At 69.5% G+C, this 26944-nt stretch carries 2 protein-coding genes; both read right to left on the reverse strand.

What is annotated here, in order from left to right; genetic code table 11:
* Positions 1–149: 149 nt before the first annotated feature.
* Positions 150–1847, reverse strand: coding sequence for a polysaccharide biosynthesis tyrosine autokinase (locus tag ACFTZB_RS13015; protein ID WP_378432074.1), 1698 nt, complete (start codon positions 1845–1847; stop codon positions 150–152).
* Positions 1848–1969: 122 nt separating this feature from the next.
* On the reverse strand, positions 1970–26923 hold the full coding sequence (locus ACFTZB_RS13020; RefSeq protein ID WP_378432059.1) for a non-ribosomal peptide synthase/polyketide synthase: 24954 nt from the start codon (positions 26921–26923) through the stop codon (positions 1970–1972).
* Between the last annotated feature and the right edge of the window lie 21 nt (positions 26924–26944).

Genomic DNA, 26944 nt, shown 5'->3' on the forward strand with positions numbered 1-26944 from the left:
GCAGACGCCTCTGGCGCCTGCACCGTCGCAGACCTCTCCGTCGTGTTTTCCGAGGCACCGGGCCCTCGGTCGGTCCTGAGAAAGTCGCGGACCCAACCGAGAGGAACGAGCAGACCTGCAGTGCCCTCAGGTGGTCCGAGATCGCCGATCTACTGGGTGTGATCGCGCGGAGTGTCCGCCTCGGACCAGGCTTCCTGGTCGTCGCGGTAGCGGCGGGCGCGTTTTGGTGTGGGAGGTACCGGTGCGCCCGCCTGCTGCTCGTTGCCGTAGTGGCCGGGCGCTCCGTTCCACTGCTGACTCTGGTCGCCCTGGTAGGCCGGGGCGCCCTGGTAGGCGGGCACTTCCTGCGGATCTCCCCCGTTCGGACCGTACTGCTGCGGCGGGTATTCGTCGCGAACGTACGGGACAGGTTGCTGCGGTGCCGGCGGCTGCGGTGCCTGATGCTGAGGGGGCTGCTGCTGCACGGGCGTGGCCGGCTGCATCTGCGGCAGAGACTTGTCCGTCTCGTAGTAGTACTTGTACTCGTACACGCCCCGTCCGCGGCTCGGCGTCATCGTGATGATCGTTCCGAGGATGGTTGCCCCCACACTGTGCAGGTTGCCCACCGCCCGCGACAGCTGATCCCGCTTGGTTTCGGCGTGCCGCGCGATGACCAGCGCGCCGTCCGACATCGCGGTCAGCACGGTCGCGTCGGTGACCGGCAGCAGCGGCGACGCGTCGACGATCACGTAGTCGAAACGCCCCCGCAGATCGGCCAGCACCTGGCGGGCCGTCTCCGTTCCGAGGAGCTCACTCGGGTTCGGCGGGATCGGTCCGGACGCCAGCACCGTGAGACCCGAGTACTGCGTCGGCTGGAGCACGGCCTCGAGACTGGCCTTGCCGGCGAGCACGCTGCTGAGACCGACGGAACCGACGACACCGAGGTACTTCGACACCCGCGGCTTGCGGAGGTCGCCCTCGACCAGGCACACGTTCTGGCCGCCCTCCGCCAGCACGAGCGCGATGTTGATGGCGGTGGTGGTCTTACCCTCGGAGGGCAGCGAACTGGTGACGACGATGACACGCGGCGGGTTGTCCACCTCGAGGAATTGCAGGTTGGTCCGCAGCTCGCGGTAGGACTCGGCGCTCGACGAGTGGCCCTCGGCGAAGTTGATGGCCTGCTGCGTCTGCCGGTCCTTGTCGAACGGGATGGTGCCGATCAGTGCGGAACCGGCGAGTTCCTCGACGGTGCGCCGGTCCTTGACCGTGTTGTCGAGGCGATCACGCAGAACTGCCAGCGCAATGCCGAGGAGCAAGCCCACCGCTGCACCCAGCGCGAGGTTGCGCATGGTCTTCGGGGAGACCGCCACCGTCGGCGTCTGTGCCTGCTGCTCGACGACGACGCGCGCCGCCGGGGCGCCGCCCCGCTCGGGTGTCTCCAATTCTCGTGCCATGACGACGAACTCGTCGGACAGGGCGTTGGCGATGTCGCGGGCGCGTTCCGGCGACGGATCTTGAACCTTGACGTCGATCAGGACGGTGTCGGGTGCGGAGCTGGCCTTCACTTGGGATGCGAGTGCGGGCGCGGTCATGTCGAGGCCGAGCTTGTCGATGGTTCGCTGCGCGAGATTTTCACCGGTGAGCAGTTTGGTGTAGGACGTCACTCGCTGCTGCGAGAACAGGTTGCCCTGGTAGATCTCGTTGACTGATGCCCCGGACGAGGTGGAGACGAACATGCGGGTCGACGCCTCGTATATCGGTGTGGTGAGCAGTGATGCTCCCAGCGCGCCGAGAATAGCGACCACGGTGGTGATCGCGATGATCTTCCATCGTGACTGCAGAATTCGCAGGTAGTCCTGAATTTCCATTATCGAGTCTCCCATCGACTTCACGCTCGGGGCTGTGCGTGATCGTGCTGTCATCTACTTTGTTTCGACCCGACTGAACCTCTGCATCGTAGTGATGGCCGCGGTCAGGGGCGGCGGGTGGTTCATGGTCCGGAGTGGCCTCCCGATCCCCGTAGTCTTCGTCCGATGGCGGCCACTGGTCCACGTCCGATCATGTCTGCGTGCACTGCATCGATGCGGTGTTCGGTGACGTCACCGCCGAAGTGTTGGCGCCAGTCCGGGACTAGTTCTGGATGGTGGTCGAGATCATATGCAGCGGTGAAGAACACGGCGTCGCCGTTGAAGTGTCGGGGCTGATGTGTCGATGCGATGTGTTCGAGACGGATGAGTAGCTCGCCGAGTGACTGGACCCGATCGGCCGATACCGCCGCTCCGAGCTCTGGGGGTAGGCCCAGCTGGGGTTGGTTGTCGCCGGGGTTGACGAGCGCGGCACGGTGTTCGGGCAGCAGGGTGTCGAGCATGGCGAGGGTGGCCACTTCGTGGCCCGCTTCGTGTAGTTGCACGGCCATTTCCTGTGCGACGGTGCCGCCGAGGGACCAGCCGAGCAGGTGGTACGGGCCGGTCGGCTGGACCGTGCGGATGGCGTCGATGTGGCGGCTGGCCAGCTCGGTAATGGACGAGGGCAGGTCCGTGTCGCCGGTTGCCTGCACTCCGTACAGCACACGTCCGGGGAGGTGTTCTGCGAGTCCGGTGTAGCACCAGGCGATTCCCGCCGCGGGGTGGATGCAGAACAGTGGTGGACCGTCGCCGTCTCCGCCGAGGCGAACTACAGCGGCGAACGGATCTTCGGACGTATCGCTGTCGGATTCGATGCGCTTGGCGAGTCGCGCGGCGGTGGGGTCGGTGAAGAGCCATTGCAGGGGCACGTCCCGGTTGAGCCTGGTGCGCAGTTCATCGGCGACGGCCACCGCGCCCATGGAGGTGCCGCCGAGGGCGAAGAAATCTTGATCGGCGCCGATGGAGTCCGTTCCGATGGCGTTGGCCATTACCTCGGCGACCAGGGTCTCGAGGTATCCGGTGGGCGGTGTCACTGGGGTGTGGGGATCGAATTCCGGCTCGGGAAGCGCGGATCGGTCGATTTTGCCCGACGGCAGTACTGGCAGGCTGTCGAGTAGGACGACGGCGGACGGCACCAGATGGCGGGGCAGGACCGTCCGGGCGAATTCGCGGACGGTGTGTGTGGTGAGGGTGGAGTCCGGTTCGGCCACCAGGTAGGAGACGAGGACGGGCGGTCCGTCGGGAGCGGTCACCGGTGTGGTGATCGCGAACCGGACGTCGGGATGGCGGGCCAGGGCGGTGTCCACCTCGGCGGGTTCGACGCGGATGCCGTGCAGCTGGACCTGTGCGTCGTTGCGTCCCAGGTAGTCCAGGGCTCCGTGTGCGTTGCGGCGCACGAGGTCTCCGGTGCGGTACATCCGGTCGCCGGGTTTCCCGTAGGGGTTCGGGACGAACTGTGTGGCGGTGAGACCCTCTTGCCCGAGGTAGCCACGGGCGACGCTGGTTCCGGACAGGTAGAGCTCACCTGTCACGCCGTCGGGTACCGGGTGCAGCCGTGGGTCGAGCACGAGGGCGGCGGCGGCGTCGATCACGTCTCCGATGTCGACGCCGTCATCGATGTCGGCTGGTGTGAGCGGTCCTGCGACCGATGCCAGGATTGTGAATTCGGTGGGGCCGTAGGCGTTGAAGAGCCGGTGATGCGATGCCCAGGTCGCCGCCAGCGCGGACGGTAGGCGTTCGCCGACCGACACCACGGTGCCTGGACGGTGGTCGGCGAGACCGTCGGCGTCGAGGGTGGCGAGGACGGTGGGTGTCGCGATGAGGTGGGTGATGCGCGCCTGGCGCACCACGTCGGCTAGCTGATCACCGGCGTAGCTGAAGTCGGGGGCGATCACGAGGGTGCCGCCGGACGAGAGCGCGTAGAGCATTTCGAAAAGTGAGGCGTCGAAGGTGGGGGACGCCAGCTGGAGAACCCGCACGTCACCGTCGACGTCGAGCACGGGTGCTTGTGCGGCAACTACATTCACCAGGCCGCGATGCGGCACCACGACGCCCTTGGGTATTCCGGTGGTTCCGGATGTGTAGATCAGGTACGCGGCACCCTCCGCGCGTGGGTACTTGTTCACCGGGGGCGATGGAGAGGTACTCACGGGTGGGAGCCACGGGATTGTGGCTGGGAGCTCGGCGAGGCGTTCGGGCACGGTCAGCCCGACCACGGCACCGGAGTCGGCGAGCATCCATTCCAGACGCTCGGTGGGATGCGACGGGTCCAGCGACAGCCAGACGGCGCCCGCTTTCGCTACCGCCCACACGGCGGCCACCCAGTGCCGGCCCCGACCGGTGGCGACCGCGACCACATCCTCGGGTCCGACGCCCCGGCCGGAGAGCGCCCGGGCCCACCGCTGCGCCACGTCGTCCAGTTCTTGGTATGTCCACTGCACGCCGCCGTCTTCGACGGCGACGGCGTGCGGGGTGGCCCGGACCTGGGTCTCGAAGATCTCGGCGAGAGTTTTCGGATGATAGTTCCGGGCAGGGCCACTGACGAGGGCCGCGCGTTCGCTCGCCTCGAGGATGTCGATGTCGCCGACCACCTCGGACGGATCGGTCAGAGCTGCGTCGAGGATGCGATCGAATCGCTGTGCCAGCGCCCGGGCGGTGGAGTCGTCGAACAGGTCCGTGGCGTACAGCAATCGCAGCGTCAGCTCCCCCACCGATTCGGTGAAGTCCCAGACCAGGTCGAATTCAGCCGTGGCACTGGTTGCTCCGACGGCATCGATCTCGGCTCCGGGCAGACCGCCCGGGCGCGGCGCTGTGTGTTGGTACGTGAGCATTACCTGGAACAGCGGGTTGTACGAGGTGGAGCGGTGGGGTGCCACGTGGGCGACCACGTCGTCGAACGGCACGTCGGCGTGGGCGAACGCGTCGAGGTCCACCGAACGCACCTGGTCGAGGAGCGCGGCGAAGGTTGCGGCGGAGTTCACGTCGGTGCGCAAGGCGACGGTGCCGACGAACATCCCCACCAGCGCGTCGAGGGCGGGGTCGGGTCGTCCGGCGACGGCGGTGCCGATCACGACGTCCGGGTGTCCCCCTTCGCGGGACATCAGAACGGCGAGCGCGGCGTGCAGCACCATGAACACCGTGACGCCTTGACTGCGGGCGACGTCGGACAATCGTTGACGCACGTCGGGGTCCAGGGTCCACTCGACGGTGGCGCCCGTGTGGCTCGGTTGGGCGGGTCGCGGACGGTCGGTGGGCAGCGCGATCGGGGCGTCGACGCCGTCGAGTGTCCGGGTCCAGTAGTCGAGCTGAGCATGGGCGACGCTGTCGGGGTCGGCGGGGTCGCCGAGCATCTCGCGCAGCCACACGCTGTAGTCGAGATAGTCGATGGGAAGCGGCGCCCACTGTGGTTCACGCCCTTCGCTGCGCGCGGTGTAGGCGGCCTCGAGGTCGGTGGCCAATCGGCCCATGGATCCGCCGTCCAGCGCGATGTGGTGGACGACCGCGGCGAGCACGTGGTTACCGTCGCCTTCGGACCACAGTTGCACGCGTAGCGGGGTTTCCGACTCCAGGTGGAAGGGTCGCCGCACGAATTCGGCGACCTCGGCGGGCACATCGGCGGCTGTGACGGGATGCAGGTCGATGTCCGCCGGAACGATCACCTGGTGCGGGCCGCTGTCATCGATGGGAAAGACTGTGCGTAGCACGGCATGCCGATCGACCACGTCGGCGAGTGCGCATCGCAGTGCGCCCAGGTCGGTGTCGTCGCCGAGCCGTTGCACGAACACGAGGTGGTGCATCGAGGCGCTGGGATCGATGCGGTGAAGCAGCCACATCCGTTGCTGCGGCGGGGACAACGGAATCCGGGTGCCCGGGTTCCGTCGCACCAGTGGGATGCGTGTCGCGGCCGCATCGCGCTGGTCGAGCCACACGGCCATGCCGACGGCGGTGGGATGCTCGAACAGCGCCCTGACGGGGACGTCCACGCCGAACGCCGCCGACAGTCGCCCCGTCACCGCGGTGGCGGAGAGGGAGTCGCCGCCGATGTCGAAGAAGTTGCTGTGGCCACCGACGCTCGCGCCTCCGAGCACTTCGGCGAATACCCCTGCTACCAGTTCCCCGGTCACGGTCCGCGGTGGGGCCAGGGAGTCGGTGTCGACGTCGCTCGCCTCGAGGGCCTGGGTGTCGAGCTTGCCGTTGGCGGTGAGCGGCAGGCTGTCGCGAACCATGATGCGCTGCGGTACGAGGTGCGACGGGAGTTGCCGGGCCAACTCCGCGCGGAGTGATTCGGCCGCCACTGCCGCGCCTGTGACGAAGGCGACCAGCCGACGGCGGTGCAGCAGCACCACTGCCTGGGTGACATCGGGCAGCGCCAGCAGTGCGGCTTCCACCTCGGCGGGCTCGATGCGCATGCCGCGCACCTTCATCTGACGGTCTGCGCGGCCAATGTAGGACAGGGTGCCGTCGACGCGGCGGTGCACCACGTCGCCGGTGCGGTAACGGCGGATTCCTCCCTGTCCGGCAATGAAGTTCGCGGCCGTCAGTGCTGGGTCCGCCACGTAGCCGAGGGCCAGTCCCAGCCCGTCCAGGTACAGTTCGCCGACGCCCCCGAGTGGTACCGGACGCAGTCGGTCGTCCAGGACCGTCGCTGTCGTGCCGGGGATGGGGGTGCCGATGGTGACGTCTGTGTCCACCTCGGCCAGGGTGGCCACCACTGTGGATTCGGTGGGCCCGTAGGCGTTGAGCATCAGCCGCCCGTCGCTCCAGGCTGCGGCCTGCTCCGGGCTCAATGCCTCGCCGCCCACGGCGACCACCTGCAGGGTGTCCAGTTTCCGCGGCTCGAGGGTGGCGAGGACGGAGGGTGTGGAGAGGTAGTGCGTCACGTTCTGCTCGGTGAGAAGGTGCTGCAGTTCGGTGCCGCCGTAGACGTCGGGGGGTGCGACCACGAGGCAGGCGCCCGACCGGAAGGCGAGCAGCATCTCGAGCAGCGCCGCGTCGAATGTGGGGTTGTAGCCGTGCAGTACCCGCGCCTGCGGGTGTACTCGGTACCGGCGGACGGCTTCGTCGGCGAGGGCGCCCAGTCCGCGGTGTGTGACGGCCACGCCCTTCGGGGCGCCGGTCGATCCGGACGTGTAGATGACGTATGCGACCGACGGTGCCGCCGATGCCTGCGCCACCATCGCGTTCCGGCGTTCGGCGGGGTGGGTGGGGTCGAGCGGCAGGAAGGTGGCCCCGGTCCGGGTGACGGCCCAGAGTTCGACCACGAAGTCGATCGAGCGCGGCAGGCAGATCTCTACGACCGTTCCGGGACCGGCGCCGGCGTCGCGAAGCTGACCGGCCCGCTGCTGCGATGCCTCGGCCAGTTCTCGGTAGGACAGTGTCCGGGTGCCGTCGGTGAGAGCCGGACGGTCGGGGTGCGCGGCGGCGGTGGACAGGAAGATGTCGGTGAGGGTGCGGGTGTCGTCAGCGGGTCCACCGGTGAGCGGCGGTGCCGGTGTCAGCGCGATCTCCCCCACCGTCACCTGCGGATCGCGTGCGACGGCCTCGAGCACCTGCCCCAGCTGGGCCGCCAGCGAGGCTGCGGTGGCGGGGTCGAACAGCTCGGCGGCGTAGGCGACGGCGCCGTCCATCCCGGCGGGCTCCTCGTCGTCCCATCGCTCGCGAACTGTGACATGAAGGTCGAATTTCGCGGTGTGGGTGTCGACTTCCCGAACTTCGACGCGAAGGCCGGCCACGTCGACGGCGGGTAGGTCGAGGTTCTCCACTGCCAGCGCGACTTGTGGTGTGCGTCCCCCGAGCAGGTCGGCGATCGATTCGAAGGGCACGTCGGCGTGCTCGAACGCATCGACGTCGAAGTCGCGCACCTGGGCCAGCAGTCCTGTGAACGGCATGTCCGGCTGGACCTGTGCCCGCAGCGCGAGGGTGTTGACGAACATTCCGACCAGCGGGTCGAGGATGCGGTCGCCGCGGCCGGCGACCGCGGTGGCCACGGTGACGTCGCACTGCGCGCCGAGCCGCGAGAGGAGCACCGACAGGGCCGCGTGCAGCACCATGAACGGGGTGCCGTGGTGGTCGCGGGCCAACCGGTGGACGGCTCGCTGGAAGTCGGCGGGGATCTGGAAGGTCACCGCCCCGGCGGTGCCCGTCGTGGTGTCGGTGGCCTGTTGCCGGTCCGGGACGAGTGCGGCCCCCGACTCCGCGCCGTTGAGGGCGCGCCGCCAGTGCTCGATTCGGCGCGTCGCGTACCCGCTGCGCAGCAGTTCCTGCTCCCAGAGCGCGTAGTCGGCGAAGTGGAGGGGCAGCGGCGCCCAGTCGGGTGTGTGTCCGGCACGACGCGCGTCGTAGGCGGTGAGCATGTCGGTCACCAGGGGGGTGAGGGACCAGCCGTCGGCGGCGATGTGGTGGAGCACCACGGCCAGCACGTGCGAGTCGGGGCCGGTCTGCAGCAACCGGACCCGCAGGGGCATTTCGGAGGTGAGGTCGAAACCTTCGGCCGCGAACGCGGCGACCACGGGGCCCACCGATTCCGGGTGTGTGTCCCGGGGCGTGAGGTCCAGTTCGGTCGCCGGGAGGATCTGCTGGTGGGGCAACTCCCCGGCGGCGGCCGGGTACTGGGTGCGCAGCACTTCGTGTCGGGCAACGACGTCCATGAGGGCCGCCGACAGTGCCGGCACGTCGAGCGGCCCGCGAAGGCGCAGTGTTGCGGGCTGGTTGTAGGCCGCGGACGACGGGTCGCGGCGGTTGAGCACCCACATCCGGTACTGGCTGCGCGACAGGGGAATCTGATCCGGACGTGGTCGCCCGATGAGCGTGGGGCGCAGGTCCGGTTCGGGGACGACGTCGTCGAGGGCGGTGGCCAGTTCCGCGACCGTGGGGTGGGCGAAGAGGCTGCGCAACGACACCGGGTGGCCCACAACTTCGGAGAGCCGCGCGGTCAGCTGGGTTGCCAGCAGCGAGTTGCCGCCGGCATCGAAGAAGTGTGCCCCACGGCCGGCCTCGGGCAGTTCGAGGACCTCGGCGAAGACGGCGGCCACCGCGCGTTCGGTCTCGGTGACGGGCGGTTCGTACTCGCCCGCACCGAGTTCGGGTGTGGGCAGGGAACGCAGATCGAGCTTGCCGTTGACCGTCTGCGGCGGCGAATGGAGCACCACGACGGCCGTCGGCACGAGGTACGACGGCAGCAGTTCGGCCAGGCGTCGCCGTAGTCCGTCCGCGTCGAAGTGTGTGTGGTGCGGCAGCACATAGGAGACGAGTGAGTCGGAACCGGTCGGGGTGGGCTGCACGATGGTGGCCGCGAAGTCGACGTCGGCGACGCGGGCGATGGCGGCGTCGATCTCACCCGGTTCGACGCGGACGCCGCGGACCTTGACCTGGCTGTCGTTGCGGCCCAGGTACTCCAGTTCGTAGTCGTTGCGCCAGCGCACCAGGTCGCCCGTGCGGTAGTAGCGTGCGCCGTCGGGGCCGGCGACGAAGCGTTCCGCTGTCAGCGCGGGTTGTCCGGCGTAGCCGCGGGCCAGGGCGCCGCCTGACAGGTACAGCTCACCGGGTACGCCGACGGGTACCGGTCGCAGCCGCTCGTCGACGACGAGGGCGGCCACGCCGCGGATGGGGGTACCGATGGTCACCGGCGTTCCGGGCGACAGTGGACGGGTCGCGATGGTGTACATCGTCGTCTCGGCGGGGCCGTAGCCGTTGACCAGCCGGCGGCCCGGTGCCCAGCGGTCGACCAGCTCGGGTCCGAGTCGTTCTCCGCCGACCATCAGTACTTCCAGGTCGGGCAGTGCGGTGTCTCCGAGTGTCGCGAGGACGGTGGGCGTGAGGCAGGCGTGGGTGATCCGTTCGCGGCGAACGAGTTCGCCCAGTGCCGGGCCGGCGAATTCGGTGTCGGAGGCGATCACGAGTGTGGCCCCGGATGCGCCTGCGATCAGGACCTCGAGCAGGGTCATGTCGAACCCGGCGGCGGCGCGGTGCAGTACCCGTGAGCCCGGTGCGGCGCCGAATCGCGAGGCCACGTCGGCGTCCAGTGCGGCGAGGCCGGAGTCTGTGACCACCACGGCCTTGGGTGTGCCCGTGGTCCCGGACGTGAACACTACGTACGCGGTGCCCGTCGCCCGCGGCAGGCTGTCGGCGACGCCCTGCATCGCGGTCACCCGGGCTTCGGGCAGCGCCGGGTCTATCAGGACGGGTGCTGCGCCGGCTTTCGCGATCGCCCACAACCGCACCACGGATTCGGTGGAACGAGGCGCCGACCAGATGACGGCCTCGCCGGGCCGCACACCTGATTCGACGAGTTCGCGGGCGAGGGTGTCGGAGCGGGCGTCGAGTTCCCGGTATGTCAGCTGGGTGTGGGAGTCGCGGACCGCTACGGCGTCCGGCGTCATGTGGGCGCCGCGGGTGATCATGGCCCGCAACGTCAGTGCGCCCGGTGCGTGGGGTCCGGTTGCCGGGACCAGGGCGGACCGTTCGGCCGCGCTCAGCAGGTCCACATCGCCGACCGAGACGTCGGGGTTCGCGGTGACTTCCTCGAGGAAGCGCACCAGTTGCGCGGCGAATTCGGCCACGGTGGCGTGGTCGTAGAGCTCTGGGTTGTAGCCGAAGTGGAGTGTCATCGGCTCGCCGGGGCCGGGGTCGGCGACGGTGAGCTGCAGATCGAAGTTGGCGTATTCGATGTCCGGGATCACCGGGGTCACCGTGAGCCCGGGCAGGGTGAGGGGGGTGGGGTGGTGTCGCTGCATGGACAGTGCCACCTGGAACAGCGGATGGTGCGACGCCGATCGTGGCGGGTTGAGCAGTTCCACCAGCGACTCGAACGGCATGTCGGCGTGGGTGTAGGCCGCGATGTCACGTTCGTGCACCTGGGCGAGCAGTTCGGTGAAGCTGGCGGTCGCGTCGACGGTGGCTCGCAGTACCAGGGTGCCCGCGAACATGCCGACGACGTCGTCGAGTTGCGGGTCGGTGCGGCCGGCGACGGCGGTGCCGATGGGCACATCTGGGCTGCCGCTGTACCGGGAGAGCAGCGCGGCGAGTGCGGCGTGCAGCACCATGAACGTCGTGGCCCGGCCGGTGCGGGCCAGTGCGGCCAGGGACGTGTGCAACGCTGCGTCCACCACCACCGAATGCGCGGCCCCATTCCCTGACGGGATGGCGGGGCGGGGGCGGTCGGGCGGGAGTGTCACCAGTTCGGGTAGCCCGGCCAGAGCCTTCAGCCAGTAATTCGACAGTGCGCTGTCGGTGTTCGCGCTGTCCTCGGCCAGCATGCGCCGCTGCCAGATGCTGTAGTCGCTGTAGTGCACCGGCAGCACAGGCCATTCGGGACCGTTGCCGGCGAGCCGGGCCTGATACGCCACCAGGGTGTCCCTGATCAGCGGGGTCAGCGACCATGCGTCGGCGCCGATGTGGTGGACCACCAGGGCGAGCACATGGGTGGTTGCGGCGGTCCGGTAGAGGCGCACCCGCAGCGGCGGCTCTACGGCCACGTCGAAACCGTCGCCGGTGAGGGCCCGGACATGGGCGGCGACGGCGTCGGCGGGAATGGCGATCGCAGTGAGGTCCAGCGAGATCTCGTCGGCCTCGAGCACCAGCTGCTCCACACCGTCGGAAGTCCGCGGGTACACGGTGCGCAGGGTGCGGTGGCGTTGCACGACGTCGCGTGCCGCCGCGGCCAGTGCCTCCACGTCGAGGGCGCCGTCGAGTCGGACGATGAGCGGGATGTTGTACCCGGCCGCTCCCGTGTCGAACTGATTGAGAATCCACATGCGTTCCTGCGCGGGCGAGAGCGGAAGCGGTTCACCCGCGGCGACCGGCACCAGTGGCGGTCGGCGGCGGCCGTCCCCGGCCCGCTCCTGCACCCGCGCCGCCAGTTCCGCGACGGTGGGTGCCTCGAAGAGGTCGCGAACCGTCATGTCCGTGTCGAAAACGGCGCTGAGCCGGGCGGCCACCCGGGTGGCGATCAACGAGTTGCCACCCAGGTCGAAGAAGCTCTGCCGGGCGCCGACCTCGATGCCACCGAGAAGCTCGGTGAACACACCGGCCACCACCTCCTCGATGGGCCCGTGGGGTGCGTGGTTGTCAGCAGTGTGGAGGGTCGGTTCTGGCAGAGCCTGATGGTCCAATTTCCCGTTGGGGGTCAGCGGGAAGCTCGGGACGGGCACCACTGCACCCGGGACGAGGTATTCGGGCAACACCGATCGCAGGTAACCGAGGAGGGTGCGCGGCTCGGCGGTGGTCACCACGTAGGCCACCAGTTGGTCGCCGACGGCGCTGCCCCGCACCATCACTGCGGCGTGCTCGACGTCGGGACGACGCAGAAGTGCCGCCTCGATCTCGCCGGGCTCGATGCGGTAGCCGCGCACCGCCACCTGGGTGTCGGCGCGGCCGATGTGTTCGAGTCCACCGTCGGTGTGGACGCGGGCGAGATCGCCCGTCCGGTACATGCGGGTGCCGGGGGTGAAGGGGTCGGCGACGAACCGTTCGGCGGTGAGGGTGGGCCGACCGAGGTAGCCGCGCGCCACCTGGGCGCCGGAGACGTACAGTTCGCCGACCGTCCCCGGGGGCACGGGATGCAGCGACGCGTCCAGGACGTACGTCCGCAGTCCCGGAAGTGCTGTGCCCACGGAGCGGCGGTCGTCTCCCGGCTTCAGGTCGTGGCGGGTGACGTGCACCGTGGTTTCGGTGATGCCGAACATGTTGACCGCACGCACGTTCGGGTGATGCGCTAGCCACGGCACGACCATGGTGGGCTCGAGTGCCTCACCGCCGAAGATCAGCAGCCTCAGCGAGGAGCTGTCGAGGTGTTCGACGAGTTGCCCGAAGGCGGACGGTGTCTGGTTGAGGACGGTGACGCCTTCGTGTGCCAGCATTTCGGCGAATTCATGGGGTGAGCGGGCCAGGTAGCGGTCGACCAGGACGAGGCGTCCGCCGGTGGTGAGGGCGCCCCACATCTCCCAGACCGAGAAGTCGAAGGCGTGTGAGTGGAACATCGTCCATACGTCGCCGGGGCCGAAGCCGAATTCGTCGCGGGTGTTGGCGAGCAGCGACAGGACGTTGGCGTGGGTGACCTGCACGCCCTTGGGCTGCCCGGTGGAGCCGGACGTGTAGATCACGTACGCGGCTCCCTCAGATGCGCCGCGGCGAGGCGAGTCGGAGGGCGCGGTGTGACTGGCGTGCGGCATCTCGGAGATCACGACCACGGGCGCGGCGTCGTCGAGTAAGTAGCGGATGCGTTCGGCGGGGTAGTCGACGTCGATGGGCAGGTATGCGGCGCCGGCGCGGGTCACGGCGAGCATCGCCACGAGCAGATCGACCGAGCGGGGCAGGACGATGGCCACCAGGTCTTCGGCTCCCACGCCGGACGCCCGCAGGTTGTCGGCCATCTCCGCGGAGCGGTGATCCAGTTCGCCGTAGGTCAGTGTGGTGTGGCCGAACGTGATGGCCGCCGCGTCGGGATTCTCGGCGGCGCGCCGCTCGAACAGTTCCGCCAGTGACGCGGCGTCCGGGGCAGTCCCGTCGACACCCGAGACACTCGTTTCGCGTTCGGACTCGCTCAGTACGTCGATCGACCCGACAGGCACCTGCACATCGGTGGTCACCGACCGCAGCACCCTCAGCAGGCGTTCCGCCCACCGCTCGACCGTCTCGGAATCGAACAGCTCTGCCGGGTAGACGAATACGCCGTCGAGACCGACGGGTTCACCATTCTCGCCGCGCTGTTCGCGGACGGACACCTCGAGGTCGAAGCGGCTGGTGCCGGTGCCGAGTTCACGGCCGTGAACCTCCAGCCCCGGCAGCGCGACGTCCGGGACGGACGCGAAGTTGTCGAATGCCAGCATCACCTGGAACAGCGGGTGATGCGTGGTGGAGCGGGTAGGCGCGACCGCATCCACCACCAGTTCGAACGGCACCTCGGAATGCGCGAACGCGGCCAGGTCCGTTTCCCGAATGGTGGCAAGGAAGGCGTCGAACCCGGCGCGTGGGTCGATGCGGCTGCGCAGGGCGACGGTGCCGACGAACATGCCGACCACGTCGTCGAGCGCCGGGTGGGTGCGCCCCGACGTGGGTGTTCCGACGGCGAGGTCGTGGGCACCGGTCAGCTTGGACAGCAGGACGGCGAGGGCGGCGTGCAGCACCATGAACGGTGTCGCGTTCTGCTCCCGGGCCACTGTTTCCAGGCGTTGGTGCAACTCGGCGGGCACCGAGAACGGGACGTGTCGGGCGGTCAGCCGGTCGGTGCCCGGTCGTGGCCGGTCGGTGGGCAGCGGCAGCAGGGAGGGCAGGCCGTCGAGGGTGGAGGTCCAGTAGTCGAGTTCGCGTCGCATCCGGCTGTCGGGGTCGGCGGCGTCGCCGAGGACGCGGCGCTGCCACCGGGCGTAGTCGGTGTAGTCGATGGACAGCGGTGCCCAGTCGGGGAAACGGCCGGACGTCCTCGCGTGATAGGCGCTGACCATGTCCCGGGTCAGCGGACCGAACGACAATCCGTCGACGGCGATGTGGTGCAGCACCACTAGGAGGGTGTGGCGCCGGCGCGCAACCTCGTACAGGGCGGCGCGCAGCGGTGGCTCGGTGGTGAGGTCGAACCCGCGGACGGCGAAGGTGGCCTCGTCCTCGATGGGCGTGAGGTCGACGGCGGCGGGGACGACCTTCTGGACGGGTCCTGTTTCGGTGTCGGGGAAGACGGTGCGCAGCACGGTGTGCCGGTCCACCACGTCGTGCAGGGCGGCGGACAGTGCGGCGACGTCGAGGTCACCGTCGAGGTCGACGGCGAACGGAACGTTGTAGGCGGGCGACTGGGGGTCGACCCGGTTGAGCAACCACAGCCGTTGCTGCGCGTAGGCGAGCGGCGCCGGCTGGTCCGTGGTTTCGGCGACGAGCGGTGGACGCTGGTCACCGCCCTCCTCGATCAGGGCGGCCAGCGCGGCGACGGTGGGCCGGTCGAACAGGTCGCGCACCCCGATGTGCAGTCCGGACACTGCTGCCAGTCGCGACGCCACCTGGGTGGCCGAGAGCGAATTTCCGCCCAGGGCGAAGAAATCCGCGTCGGCGCCGATGTCGGGGATGCCGAGGACGGCTGCCACCGCGTCCGCCACCGTCTGCTCGACGGGGGTCTGCGGGTGCCGGGTCGCCGCCGGCAGTTCGGGTGCGGGCAGGGCGTCACGGTTCACCTTGCCGTTGGCCGTGAGCGGCACGGCGTCGAGCACGGTCACGGTGGTGGGCACCATGTACTGCGGCAGTCGCTCGGCCAGGTACGCGCGCAATGCTGCGGGGTCGAGCTCGACGGTGCCGTGGACGTAGGCGGCGAGGATGTTGTCGTGCAGGACGGTGACGGCGGTGCCGACGCCGGGCGCCGACCCCAGTGCCGCGTCGATCTCGCCGAGTTCCACGCGGAATCCGCGGATCTTGAGTTGGCTGTCGGCGCGGCCGACGAACTCGAGGGTGTGGTCGGCGGTCCAGCGCACCAGGTCGCCGGATCGATACATGCGACCGGATCCGTGGGGGTTCGCGACGAATCGTTCCGCGGTGAGGGCGGGTGCACCGAGGTAGCCGCGGGCCAGCGCCGGACCCGACAGGTACAGCTCACCGGTCACACCGACCGGCACCGGCCGAAGACGGGCGTCGAGGACCACTGCGGACGCACCGCGGATCGGGCGGCCGATGGTGATCGGGTCGCCGGGCTGCAATGCGCTGCTTCCGGTGGCCCACACGGTGTGTTCGGTGGGTCCGTACAGATCCGCGACGGTCCGGTGTCCGGAGGCCCAGCGTTCCAGCACGTCCGGTGGGCACGCCTCCCCCACCACGGCCAGGAACTCGAGTGAGTCCAGGCCTTCCGGGTCCATCAGCGCGGGCACCGAGGGGGTGGTGGTCCAGTGGGTGACGCGTTCGCGGAGGAGCAGGTCCTTCAGCTCGTCTCCGCCCACCACGCCGGGTGGGGCGATCACGAGGGTGGCGCCGCCGATGGCGGCTACGAGAATTTCGTGGAAGGCGCCGTCGAAGCTGGGGGCCGCGAAGTGCAGGACGCGGGAGTCCGGTTCCACTCGGTAGCGGGCACGGACCTCGGCGGCGTGGTTCGCGAAGCCGCGGTGGGTCACCACGACACCCTTGGGTTCGCCGGTCGACCCGGAGGTGAAGACCACATACGCGGGGTGATCCGCCGAGAGCGACCGGATGCGCTCGCCGTCGCCGATCGGTGCCGAATCCACCGGCTGGTCGCGCGCGTCGACCCAGACGATGCCATCGGGAACGAGCTGGGCGTCGTGCGCGATCGCGACACGCACTCCGGCGGCGGTGAGGATGCGGGCGGTGCGTTCGGCCGGATGGTCCAGGTCGATCGGCAGCGACGCGGCACCGGCCCGGGCAATGGCCCACACCGCGGTCACCGAGTCGATCGAGCGGGGCAGCAGCAGCGCAACCGCGTCCTCGGGTCCGATGCCCAGTCCGATCAGCTTGCGCGCCAACTGGTTCGCTCGCTCGTCCAGCTCACGGTAGGTCAGTTCGTCGTCGCCGCACCGCACGGCAACGTGTGTGGAGTTGCCACGGAGAACCTCGGGGAGGGTGATCGGCGAGAGTGCTGTCGGCCCGTGGGCAGGGACCAGGTCGGCAGCCTCGGACGGCTCGAGCACGTCGAGATCGCCGACGGCCACCGACGGGTCCGCTACCGCCGACTGCAGCACTCGCTGCAGCAGTCTCGACCACCGGGCGATGGTGGTGCGGTCGAACAGTTCTGTCGGGTAGGCGATCACGCCGTCGAGTCCGGCGGCGGTGCCGTCCTCGGTGCGGTGTTCCCGAATCTCGATCTCCAGGTCGTAGCGGCTGACGCTGCTCGGGGTGTCGCGGCTGCGGACGGTGACGTCGTCGAATCGGATCTCGGGTTCGGTGAAGTTCTGGTAGGCGAGCATCACCTGGAACAGCGGGTGATGCGTGGTGGAGCGGGTCGGCGCGACGGCATCGACGACCCGGTCGAACGGTTGCTCGCTGTGCGCGAATGCCGCCAGATCCGCGAGGCGGGTGGCGGAGACGAGATCGGCGAACGGGAGGCTCGGATCCACTCGGGTGCGCAGGACGACGGTGCCGACGAACATGCCCACCAGGTCGTCCAGGACGGGATCGCGGCGACCGGACACCGGTGTGCCGATGGCGATGTCGTCGGCTCCGGTGAGGACGGCCAGGGTGGCCGCCAGGGCGCTGTGCACCACCATGAACGGGGTGGCGCTGCATCGTCTGGCCAGTTCCTCCACGGCACGGTGGGTACTCGCGTCCACCGTGAACGGGACGCGATCCGGGGTGGTTGCCGTCGCCGGACGCGGCCGATCGGTGGGTAGCTGCAGCCGTTCCGGCAGTCCGTCGAGGGTCGTCCTCCAGAACGCGAGGTCTCGGCCGGCGTCTTCCTCCACTATCCGGCGGTGCCAGCGGGCGTAGTCGCCGTACCGGACCGGTAGGGCGTCCCAATCGGGGGCGTGGCCGTCCCGGCGCGCGCGGTAGGCGGCCATCAGGTCGCGGGCGAGTGGGGTGGCCGACAGTCCGTCGAAGACGATGTGATGGGCGGCGACGGCCACGGTGTAGCCGGGGGTTCCGCGGTCGAAGAGCCGGACGCGAACCGGCGTATCCCGGGTGAGATCGAACCCCTCGGTTGTCAGTGCGGTGATCGCCTCGCCGAGTTCGTGTTCGTCGACCGCGACCGGGGTGAGATCGAGTGCCGCCTCGGAGACCAGTTGCACCGCTCCGGTCTCGGTGTCCCGGAACACCGTGCGCAGCGGCTCGTGGCGGTCCACCACGTCCCGGACGGCGGCGGCCAGTGCGCCCACATCGACGGCGCCGCTCAAGTCCATCGCGAACGGGACGACGTAGTCGGCGGCGCCGGGGTTCATCCGGTCGAGCAGCCACAACCGGTCCTGCGCGGGCGCGAGTGGCGCTTCGCGACCGTGCGTGGTCGACGAGTGGAGGGACTCCTCGCGCACGGACGGGCCGCGGAGCAGCCTGGATGTCAGCGCCGCCACTGTGGGAGCTTCGAAGACGTCGCGCACGCTCACTGGCCGGTCGAGGGCATGTCCGACGCGCGAGGACAGGGTGGTGGCGGTCAGGGAACTGGCGCCGACCGAGAAGAAGTCCGTCTCTGCGTCGATCGACGGCAGGCCGAGCACGTCGGCGATCACCCGGGCCACGACTTCTTCGGTGGCGCCGCGCGGCTTCCGTGACCGCACCACGGACGCTCCGGGGGCGGGTAGAGCGGCGCGATCGACCTTGCCGTTGGCGGTCAGCGGCATCGCGTCGAGCACCGTGACCGAACCGGGCACCATGTAATGGGGCAGCGTGTTGGCCGTGAATGCCTGCACTGCAGACGGTTCCACGGACCCGGTGACGTAGGACGCCAAGGTGGTGCCGCGCACCACTGTCACGGCGCTCTCGACGCCGGGTGCCGCTCGCAGCGCGGCGTCCACCTCGCCCAGTTCCACCCGGAATCCGCGAATCTTCACCTGGTTGTCTGCGCGCCCCACGATCACCAGTTCGTGCGAGGGTGTCCACCGGGCCAGGTCGCCGGAACGGTACATCCGCGTGCCGTCGCCGGACGGGTAGGCGATGAACCGCTCGGCTGACAGCCCCGGCCTGCCGTGGTAGCCCCGGCCGAGGCTCTCCCCCGCCAGGTACACCTCGCCGGTGACACCGACCGGAACCGGACGCAGCCGCGAATCCAGCACCAGCACTTCGGTTCCCTCGATGGGGCCACCGATGGTCAGCGGACCGCCCGGCGTGAGGGGGTCGCTCATGAAGTTGACGATGGTGGTTTCGGTCGGCCCGTACCCGTTGACAACGATGTGTCCGGGGGCCCATCGCTGAGCGAGTTCCCACGGCAGTTCCTCGCCGGCCAGGTCGATCACCTGCAGGTCCGGTAGTGCCGACGGGTCCAGTGATGCCAGCACACTCGGTGTCACCATCACGTGGGTGACGCGTTCGCGGCGCAGCACGTCTGCGAGTTCGTCGCCTGCGAGGACCCCGGGCGGCACGATCACCAGGGTCGCACCCGCGGTGAAGGCGAGCAGCATCTCGTTGATGGAGAGGTCGAACGACGGCGACGCAATGTGCGCGACCCGCGCCTCCGAGTCGAGTAGTCCGAGCTTGGCGTTGGCGTCGGCCAGTGGTGCCAGCCCGCGGTGGGTGACCATCGCGCCCTTGGGTGTTCCGGTGGAGCCGGAGGTGTAGAGCAGGTACGCCGGATGATCGACGCGGAGCGGACGAACGCGGTCACCGTCGGTCACCGCGGCCGCGTCACCCGGTGCATCGGCGACGTCGATCCACACGACGCCCTCAGGCACATGTGACGCGTCGGCGGCCAGCGCCACCGTGGCACCGGAGTCGTGGAGCATGAAGGCAATCCGCTCCGCCGGATATCCCAAATCGACCGGGAGGAACGCGGCGCCGCTGCGCGTGACGGCCCACACGGCGACGATCGACTCGACGGACCGCGGCAGCATCAGGGCCACCAGGTCCTCGGGTCCGATCCCGCGCGCGATCAGCCGCAGGGCCAACTTGTTCGCTCGGGCATCTAGCTCGCGGTAGGTGAACTCGACGCCGGCGCACCGCACCGCCACCCCGTCGTGGCTGCCGTCGAGGAGGTCGGGCAGAGTCGCGGACGGTACGGCGACCGGACCGACGCGCGGTACCAGTGCGGCATGTTCGCCCGGCTCGAGCAGGTCCAGATTCCCGACCGTCACCGACGGATCCGATGTCGCGGCGAGGAGTATTCGCTGCAGCAACGCCATCCACCGGTCGATCGTCTCGGTGTCGAACAGTTCCCGCGGGAAGTTCACGTCCGCGTGCAGCCCGTCCGGGGTGCCGTCGTCCGAGCGACGCTCCCGGACCGTCAGGTCCAGGTCGAACGGCCTGGCGTGGATCTGGACGTCCCGGACCCGGGCTGTCAGACCGGGCAGTGCCACCTCGGCTGCATCGAAGTTCTCGTACGCGAACATCACCTGGAACAGCGGGTGCTCGAGCTGGCCGGATTCCGTACCCTGCTGTCGCACGACCTGTTCGAAGGGCACGTCGGCGTGCTCGAACGCCCCGAGGTCGGCTGTGCGCACCGTCTCGAGGAGTTCCGCGAAGCTCGCGGCGGGATCGATTCGGGTGCGCAACGCCAGGGTGCCGACGAACATGCCGACCAGATCGTCGAGTGCCGGATCCGCGCGACCACCCGTGGAAGTGCCGACGGCGATGTCGTCGGTGCCGGTCAGGGCACGCAGCAGCACCGCGAGGGCTGCATGCAGCACCATGAACGGGGTCACGTCGTGCTCGCGCGCCAACCGGACCAGCGCATGGTGCTGTTCCGCACCGACGGCGAACGTGGTGTGTCCCAGCGTCAGCGCGCCGGCGGGCCGCGGCCGGTCCAGCGGCAACGGCAATACCGCCGGAAGTCCGTCCAATGCCTCTGCCCAGTACGCCAGTTGGCGGGCGGCGAGGCTGTCGGGGTCTTCCGCGTCGCCGAGTACTTCTCGCTGCCACAGCACGTAGCTCGCGTACTCCACGGGCAGCGGCGCCCAGTCGGGAACGCGGCCGGCGGTGCGCGCGGAGTAGGCGACGGCGAGGTCGCGCAGCAGCGGCCGCAGGGACAGTCCGTCGACGGCGATGTGGTGCAGCAGGATGGCAACGGTGTGTCGGTCGGGGGCACGCTGCGTCAGGGTCACCCGCATCGGAAGGTCACGGGTGAGGTCGATACCGCCGAGGGAGGCGTCCGCCAGAGCTCCGTCCGCCTCGTCGAGCACCACCTGCTCGTGCAACGAGGGGAACACCGTGCGCAGCATCCGATGCCGGTGCAGCACATCCCGGACAGCGGCCCGCAGCGCCTCCACATCGAGGGTGCCGTCGAGGTCCACCTCGAATCCCATGGCGTACGGATCGGTGGCGGGGTCGCGCTGGTTGACCAGCCACAGTCCCTGCTGCTGCGCCGAGAGCGGCACCGGTCCCGACGTCTCGCGTGAGACGAGCGCGGGGCGGTCGGCGGCCCCCGTCAGGTGGGCGGCCAGTTCGGCGACGGTGGGGTGGTCGAAGATGTCGCGCACCGAGACCCGGCGTCCGAGCACCGACCCCACCCGGGCGGCGAGTCGTGTCGCTCCCAGCGAGTTTCCGCCGAGATCGAAGAAACTGTCGTCGAGACCGATGCCTTCGGTCCCGATTTCGGTCGCGAACGCGGCGGCCACCAGTTCCTCCGTCGCGGTGCGCGCTTGCTGGCTCGATGCCGTCCGGATCACGGGTTCGGGCAACGCCGCCCGGTCGACCTTCCCGCCGGCCGTCAACGGCAGGTACTCGAGGACGGTCACGGATGCGGGAATCAGGTGCCGGGGCACGCGCTGCGACGCGAAGGCCAGGACGGCGTCGGTGTCCACGTCGGTTCCGTGGACGTAGGAGTGCAGGGTGCCGTCGCGCGCGATCGTCACCGCCGTGTCGACCCCGGGAGCCGCCCCCAGGACCGCATCGATCTCGCCGAGTTCCACTCGGAAACCGCGAATCGTCACCTGATCGTCTGCGCGTCCGACGAAGTCGAGGTGGCGCGACGCTGTCCAACGGACGAGGTCGCCGGTGCGGTACATGCGTCCGTCGCCGTACGGGTTGGCGACAAAGCGTTCCGCCGTCCACCCGGGTCTGCCGACGTATCCGCGGGCGAGGCCCGGTCCTGCCAGGTACAGCTCCCCCACCGTGCCGACGGGTACCGGGCGCAGCGCCGCGTCGAGCACCACTGCTGACATGCCGTCGATGGGACTGCCGATGGTCACCGTGTCATCCGCGGACAGTGGTCCGGTGCCGGTGGCCCAGATGGTGGCCTCGGTGGGCCCGTACAGGTTGAGCAGGGTGCGGCCGGGCGCCCACCGCGACACCAGTTCCGGTGGGCACACGTCCCCGGCCACCGCAACAACGCGCAGATGGTCGAGTCCGTCGGGCTTGGTGAGAGCGAGGACTGCCGGTGTGGTGGTCCAGTGGGTGATGCGCTCCCGCTGCAGGAGTTCCGTCAGTTCGTCGCCGCCGTAGACGTCGGTGGGCGCAATGACCAGAGTCGCACCGCACGCCGACAGCAATTCGTGGACGGAAGCGTCGACGCTCGGCGACGCGAACGCCAGGATCCGCGACCCGCTGTCCGCGGCGTAGGACGTCCGGAGGGCCGCAGCGTGACTCGACAGCCCGCGATGGGTGACGACGACACCCTTGGGAGTTCCGGTCGACCCGGAGGTGTAAATGACGTACGCGGGATCGTCCGGCCGCAGCGGGCGCACCCGGTCGTTGTCGGTGACCGGGGACGGGTTGTCGCCGAGGTGCTGCATGTCGCTGTCGGTGAGTACAGCGCGGGCCCCGGAGTCGGCGAGGATGTGCGCCACACGCGATTCGGGGTAGGTGGGATCGATGGGCACGAACGCTGCACCGGTGCGGGCGACCGCGCACAGTGCGGTCACCCACTCGACGGACCGCGGCAGTTGCATGGCCACCACGTCGCCGGGGCCGAGGCCGCGCTCGATCAGGTGGTGTGCCAGCCGGTTGGCCCGATCGTCGAGTTCCGCGGGGGTGAGCTCGACGGATCCGCTCGCGACTGCGATGCCGGTGCCGTCCAGCAGCGCGGGCAGGGTGCCGGCCGGTGCGGCGGCGGGTCCGTGTTGCGGGATCAGTGCCGCCCGGTCGTCGGGGTCGAGCAGGCCCACGGTGCGCACCGGGGCGTCGGGGCGCGCCACCGTGGTCCGCAGCACCCGTTCGAGCAGTCGCGTCCAAGAGTGCACGGTGGTGTCATCGAACAGTGCGCGGGAGTAGGTGAACGTGCCGAGCAGCCCGGCGGCAGAACCGTCCGGCGAATGCCGTTCGGCCAGTGTCAGTTCCAAATCGAAACGTGCGACCGAGGCGGGGACGGCATAGGGGCGCACCGTGAGACCGGGCAGGTTCAGTTCGGGTTCGGTGGCGGCGTTCTCGAATGCCAGCGCGACCTGGAACAGCGGATGATGCGGCGCCGACACCCCACCCGTCACGGCGTCGGCCACCTGGTCGAATGGTGTCTCGGAATGCGCGAAGGCGTCCAGGTCGGTGCGGCGAACGTCCGACAGCACGTCGGCAAAGGTCTGGTGCGCGGATACCTGGGTGCGGAGCACGACGTTGCTGACGAACATGCCGACCAGCGCGTCGAGCGAGGGATGGGTGCGCCCCGAGACCGCTGTCCCGATGGCGATGTCGTCGGTGCCCGCCAGCGCGCTCAAGGTGACGGCCAGTGCGGCGTGCACCACCATGAAGGGAGTCGAATCATGTGTCCGCGCGAGTTCTTCCACCGACCGGTGCAGGTCGGCGTCGAACGCCAGCGGTACCGTCCCTGCCGGGTGCAACCCTGCCGCGAGGCGGGGGCGGTCGGTGGGCAGCGGCAGCAACTCGGGCGCACCGTCGAGCTGGGTGGTCCAGTAGTCGATGTCGTCGGGGGCGGCGGCGTCCACGATGTCGCTGTGCCATCGGGCGTAGTCGGTGTACTGCACGTCGAGCTCGGGCCAGCTCGGCGCGGTGCCGGAGCGACGTGCCTCGTAGGCGGTGATCACGTCACGGGTGAGCGGCGCGAACGACAAGCCGTCCATCGCGATGTGATGCGCGATCACGACGAGGGCGTGGCGGGTGGGGGCGAGCCGGTAGAGGCGGATACGCACCGGCGTCTCGGTGGTCACGTCGAAGCCGCGGCCGGCCAGTTCGGCCACGGCGGCGTCGAGCGCCTTGGGTTCGAGCGGAATGGGTGTCAGGTCCACGACGGCAGGGGTGACCACCTGCACGGGACCGTTGTCGGTGTCGGGGTAGACGGTGCGCAGCACCGTGTGCCGGTCGAGGACGTCGTGCACCGCCGCAGCCAAACTCGACGCATCCAGTTCACCGTCGAGTTCGACGACGAACGGCACGTTGTAGGCGGGCGATTCGGGCGCGGCCTGCGCCAGGAGCCACAGTCGCTGTTGCGCGGGTGCGAGTGGCGCCGCGCCCCCGGCCGCGTCCTCGCCGACAGGGCGCAGCGGCGGTATGTCTACCCGGGAACGCGAAGCGCCGACTCTGGTGGCCAGCAGCGCGACGGTGGGTGCCTCGAAGATGTCGCGCACCCCGACCGTGTGTCCCCGGGCCGAGAGCCGGGCAGCGACCTGCGTGGCGGACAGCGAGTTTCCGCCCAGCGCGAAGAAGTCGGCGTCGGCTCCGACGGAGTGCAGTCCGAGAACGTCTGCGAGCGCCGCGGCCACGAGTTCTTCGACCTCGCCGTGCGGCGCGCGGGACGGCGACACGACCGGTTCGGGGAGGTGCGCGCGGTCGATCTTGCCGCTGGGGGTGAGCGGCATCTGCTCGAGCACGGTCACCGACGCCGGCACCATGTAGTGCGGCAGCCGGGCGGCGGCGAAGTCGAGCACTGTCGCCGGGTCTACCGGGCCGCTGACGTACGACACCACTGTGCCCGAAACAATTCCGGCACCGTGTACCACGGTGACGGCGTGGTCGACGCCGGGCGCTGCGGTGAGTACCGCGTCGATCTCGCCGAGTTCCACCCGGAAGCCGCGGATCTTCACCTGGGTGTCGGTGCGGCCGACGAACTCGAGCTGGTGGTCGGGGGTCCACCGCACCCGGTCACCGGTGCGGTACATCCGCGCCCCGGCGCCGTGCGGGTAGGCGACGAATCGTTCGGCTGTCAGTCGGGTGCGCCGGTGATATCCCCGTGCGAGGCTCTCCCCCGCCAGATACAACTCCCCCACCACCCCGACGGGGACCGGACGGAGTCGGGCATCGAGCACGAGTGCTTCGGTGCCCGGCACGGGACGGCCGATGGTGACCGGCTCTCCCGGTATCAGCGGTGGGCTGAACAGGGTGGTGACGGTGGCCTCGGTGGGCCCGTAGCCGTTGACCATCAGGCGGCCGGGAGCCCACGCCTCGACCAGCGCGCCGGCCAACGCCTCGCCGCCCACGTCGAGAACGCGGAGTTCGAGTAGGTCCGACGGCACCAGGGACGCGACGACCGCGGGGGTGAGTACGGCGTGCGTCACACGCTCCGTGCGCAGCAGCTCCGTCAGCATCTCGCCGCCAAAGACGTCGGGCGGCACGATCACCAGCGTGGCTCCGGCGGTGAACGCGAGCAGCAATTCGTCCAGGGAGATGTCGAACGACGGGGAGGCGAAATGTGCGACGCGGGCGGAGCCGTCGACGTCGTAGAGTCCGTCGCGCGCGTGGACCAGACCCGCCAGGCCCCGGTGCGTCACCGACACCCCCTTCGGCGTTCCGGTGGAGCCGGACGTGTAGAGCACGTACGCGGGGTGGTCGAGGCGCAGCGGGCGAACCCGATCGGCGTCAGCGACGGGTGATGAGTCGCCTGGCCGGTCGGCCACCTCCACCCAGTCGATTCCGGCGGGCACCACCGAGCCGTCTGAGGCCAACGCCACCGTGGCCTCGGAGTCGGCGAGCAAGAACGCGACCCGCTCTACCGGGTAGCCGGGGTCGACGGGCAGGAAGGCCGCGCCCGCACGGGCAACGGCCCACAGAGCCACCACCGATTCGGGTGATCGCGGCAGCATCACGGCCACCACGTCTTCGGGTCCGACACCGCGCTCGATCAACCGACGGGCAAGACGGTTCGACCATGCGTCCAGCTGTCCGTAAGAGAGGTCGACGCCCGCGTGCCGCACCGCGATTGCGTCGGGATCACGCAGTCCGGCGTCGAGCAGTTCCGGCAGCGTCGCCGGCGGAACTGCGGGCGGACCGGCGCAGGGCACCAGTGCCGCTTGCTCGGGCTCGTCGAGAATCGGCAGTGCCCCGACCGGGGTGTCGTCCTCCGCGCAGACGAATGTCTCGAGGAAGGTCAGGAACCGGCGGTACTGAGCGTCCAGCTCGGCTTCTGCGTAGAGGGTGGGGTTGGCTTCGAAGTCGATGCGTGTACCCCGGCCAGTGACCGATGGGTAAAGGTTGAGTGCGAGGTCGTCCACCGGACCGCTGGTGAGGGGATGGAAGACGCCGACGACGTCTCCGAGCACGATCTCCTGGTGGTAGATCATGAGGTTCACGGTGGGGCCGAAGCCGCCGCGCCGCGCACCGCCGTCGGGGAGATCGCGTCGCATGTCTTCGTAGCGGTACCGCTGGTGCCTCAGCGCCCCGGTGAGCTCGAGCTGCACCCGTCGGACGAGCTCCGCACCGCTCACGTCGGCGTCCACCTGCACGCGCAGCGGGACGATGTTCGATACCATCCCGGCCGAGCGTCGCGTGGCCGCGGTGGTGCGGGCGGAGACGGGCAGGCTCAGCACGATGTCGGTGATGCCGGTCATCCGTGCGATGTAGGCGGCGAACGCGGCGACGACGACGGGGACGTCGGACGAATTCCAGCGTCGGGCAACATCGCCGATGTCCTGGGAAATGCCGTCGCCGATGGTGCCGCCGAGAAGAAGCGCGGGTGCGACGGGTGGGGCGTCGCGGGCGGTGAGCCTGGCAGGGTCGGGCAGGCCAGCGATGCGCTCGGCCCAATAGTGTCCGTCCGTCTCGAACCGGCTCGTGGATCGGTAGGCGTCGTCGGCGTCGTACAGCTCGCGCAGGCTCAGTGCCTTGGACGCCGGGGGCTCGGTGCCGTTCACGAGGTGGCTGTAGATCTCGGCCACACGGTTGGTGAGCACCATGCCGCCGTGACCGTCGATGACGATGTGGTGGACGCGGGAGAACCAGAAGTAGTGATCCTCGCCGACATGCAGCAATGTGGCGACGATCAGCCGGTCCCTCAGCACGTCGAGCGGGCGGCTGTACTCGGCGGTCATCCAACGGTGCGCCTCGGCGAGCGCATCTTCGGCGCCGCGTAGGTCGCGGTAGGAGATCGCATCGTCGATCTCGACGTCCACCACCTGCAGAACCTCGTCGCCCTTGTCTACGAGGCTGACACAGGCCGACTGAAGCTCGCGGCATGCACGGTCGGTGGCGTCCACCAGGAACCCCACATCGACATGTCCCCGAATTTCCACATACTGGGCGACGTTGAGGGGCACGCTCGGATCGAGTTGCTGGGCGAACCAGATTCCTTGTTGCGCTCTGGACAGAGGGAACTCACTCACAGTGATTGTCCCCCGTCCATG

Origin of the sequence: Rhodococcus sp. NPDC057014, assembly GCF_042673295.1 — a bacterium.
Taxonomy (GTDB): Bacteria; Actinomycetota; Actinomycetes; order Mycobacteriales; family Mycobacteriaceae; genus Rhodococcus_F.

What these genes read in the sequence shown, in the direction of transcription:
- ACFTZB_RS13015 (WP_378432074.1), bottom strand. Translation starts at nt 1,847, where the DNA reads ATGGAAATTCAGGACTACCTGCGAATTCTGCAGTCACGATGGAAGATC.